Genomic DNA, 2,200 nt, shown 5'->3' on the forward strand with positions numbered 1-2,200 from the left:
GACCAGCCGCGCCGCCAGGGTTGTCGTCTCGGTGGCCGGCACTTACTTCGCGTCCCACATCGCCTTGATGACGGTGTCGAGCGTCTTGCCGGTGCCGGCCGCGTCAGCCTCGCCCAGCGGCGACAGCTTCAGCAGCGGGTTGCCCATCTCCACCTCGTCGTAGTCCGGCGGGCGGAAACCGCGGTTGGCGGCGTCGTAGGTGCTCTCCGCCGGGCCGGTGAAGAACTGCTGCAGCGCGGCCAGGTCCTTGCCGATCAGCGACTCGGCCTGTGTGCCGAGGTCGGTGGCGGGCAGGTCGAGCGACGCCTTGGCGAAGATGCCGGCGCCCTCGGTCGAGGTGAGGAAGTCGACCCACTGGACCGCGGCGTCCTTGTTGCCGGTCGTCGAGCTGACCGACAGGCCCGTCAGCGCGAGCGGTGCCAGCCGCAGGTCGCTCACCGCGCCCCCGGAGGCCGGCGGGATCGGGAACGTCAGCACGTTCTCGGGCTTCATCCCGTTCTGCGCGAGGAACGCCAGCGTGAACGTGCCACCGACGTTGAACGCCGACTTGCCCTGCGCGAAGGCGATGTCCGCCTCGTCGATGCCGAGCGCGCTGACACCCGGGATCCAGTAGGGCTTGAGCTGCGCGTAGAGGTCGAGCGTGCGGACGCCGTCGGCCGAGCCGAAGCCGGCGGTCGTGCCCTTGCCGAACAGGGCTTCGAACTTCTGCTGGCCGAGGTACGCGAACGCGAGCTGCTCGTAGATCCAGTTGAACCCGGTCTGGGTCACCTTGAGCCCGAGCGAGAGCCCGCCGGCGGTCTTGTCGGCAGTCGTGGTCGCCTTGAGGTAGGTGAGGAACTCCTCCCAGGTGGCCGGCGGCCTGGTCGGGTCGAGGCCGGCCGCCTCCAGCTTCTGCTTGTTGGCGTAGACGATGCCGAAGGTGCCGGCCGTGAACGGGACACTGTAGAGGCTGCCGACGGACGCGCTCGACAGCTCCTCGATGCTGTCCTTGCGCTGCTGGGTGACCCGGCCCGACTCGCGGGTGCTGGGCAGGAAGCGGTCGAGCTTGCCGTCGAAGTCACCCTTGAGGTCGGTGAGCAGCCCGCCGCCGCCGACCCGCATGTCCTCGCCGCCGGAGTGCAGCTCGAGCACGTCCGGCAGGTCCTTGGTCTGCGCCGCGCTCTGGATCTTCGCGGTGAAGACGTCGTCGGGTGTGAACGCCTCGATCCTGACGTCGATGCCGGTCTTGGCCTTGAAGGCCGCGGCGGCCTGCTGCAGGGCGTCGACGTGGGTGCGCTTGAACGTCCACATCGTCAGCGAGCCGCCGGCCTCGGTGCCGTCGTCGTCGCTGCCGCACGCGGTGGCGGTCAAGGCCAGGGCGGCGGCCGCCACCGTGGCGAGAATGCGTCTGTTTCCGATCATGGTCTGGCCCTCCCGCTGGACGAAGGGGATCTATCGGGCTAGCAAATCGTTAAGACTGACCGGCAATCTACTCGCAACGGCCAGGAAGTCAAGAGGTTCTATATCGACGGCGGTCAGGCCGACTGCCGGCGCACCAGCCGGGTCGGTATCACCAGCTCGCGGGCCGGGCCCTCGGCGCCGTTGATCCGGTCGAGCAGCAGCCGGGCGCAGGCCATCCCGATCTCGCGCGCCGGGTTGGCGATCGTCGTCAGCCCGGGCGTCACGAGGCTGGCCGCGTCGATGTCGTCGAAGCCCATCACCGCGAGGTCGTCGGGCACCCGCAGCCCGCGCTCCCGGGCGGCGTCCAGCGCCCCGATCGCCATCATGTCGTTGGCGCACAGCACCGCGTCGGGCCGCTTGCGTTGGCGGATCAGCTTTTCCAGGCCGTGCGCGCCGCCGGCCCGGCTGAAGTCGGTGTGCACGACCATGTTCCGCGCCGCACCGATGCCGGCCTCGTCGAGCGCCGCGCGGTAGCCGGCGACCCGCTCGGCGGCCGGGCCCTCGGCGGCCGGCCCGCAGATGAAGGCGATCCGTTGGTATCCACTGTGGACCAGATAGCGGACCGCCTCGCGGGCGCCGCCCTCGTCGTCGCTGTGCACGAGGTCGACGCCGGGCAGCGACTGCCGCCCGCCGAGGCGGACCACGGGGATCTGCGCGTCGATCACCGGACGCAGGTCGTCGGCGTGGGTGTGGAAGACCGCGAACGCGACGCCGTCGACCTGCCGCGAGATCATCTTGTCGAGGGCGGCGCGCTCCAGGT

General features: G+C 70.4%; 2 protein-coding genes. Both read right to left on the reverse strand.

The genetic code is table 11. The features are described from left to right. Window positions 1-42: 42 nt before the first annotated feature. Complete coding sequence (locus tag AB0H87_RS41015; RefSeq protein WP_360159031.1) at window positions 43-1,401, reverse strand: extracellular solute-binding protein; 1,359 nt, start codon at window positions 1,399-1,401, stop codon at window positions 43-45. 113 nt (window positions 1,402-1,514) lie between these two features. After that, a partial coding sequence (locus AB0H87_RS41020) for a substrate-binding domain-containing protein (protein WP_360159034.1) occupies window positions 1,515-2,200 on the reverse strand: 686 nt, incomplete at its 5' end.

Source organism: Asanoa sp. NPDC050611 (assembly GCF_040654855.1).
Taxonomy (GTDB): domain Bacteria; phylum Actinomycetota; class Actinomycetes; order Mycobacteriales; family Micromonosporaceae; genus Asanoa.

Bases quoted from the DNA above. Each gene is read 5' to 3' on its own strand.
- AB0H87_RS41015 (WP_360159031.1), bottom strand. From the start codon at position 1,401: ATGATCGGAAACAGACGCATTCTCGCCACGGTGGCGGCCGCCGCCCTG.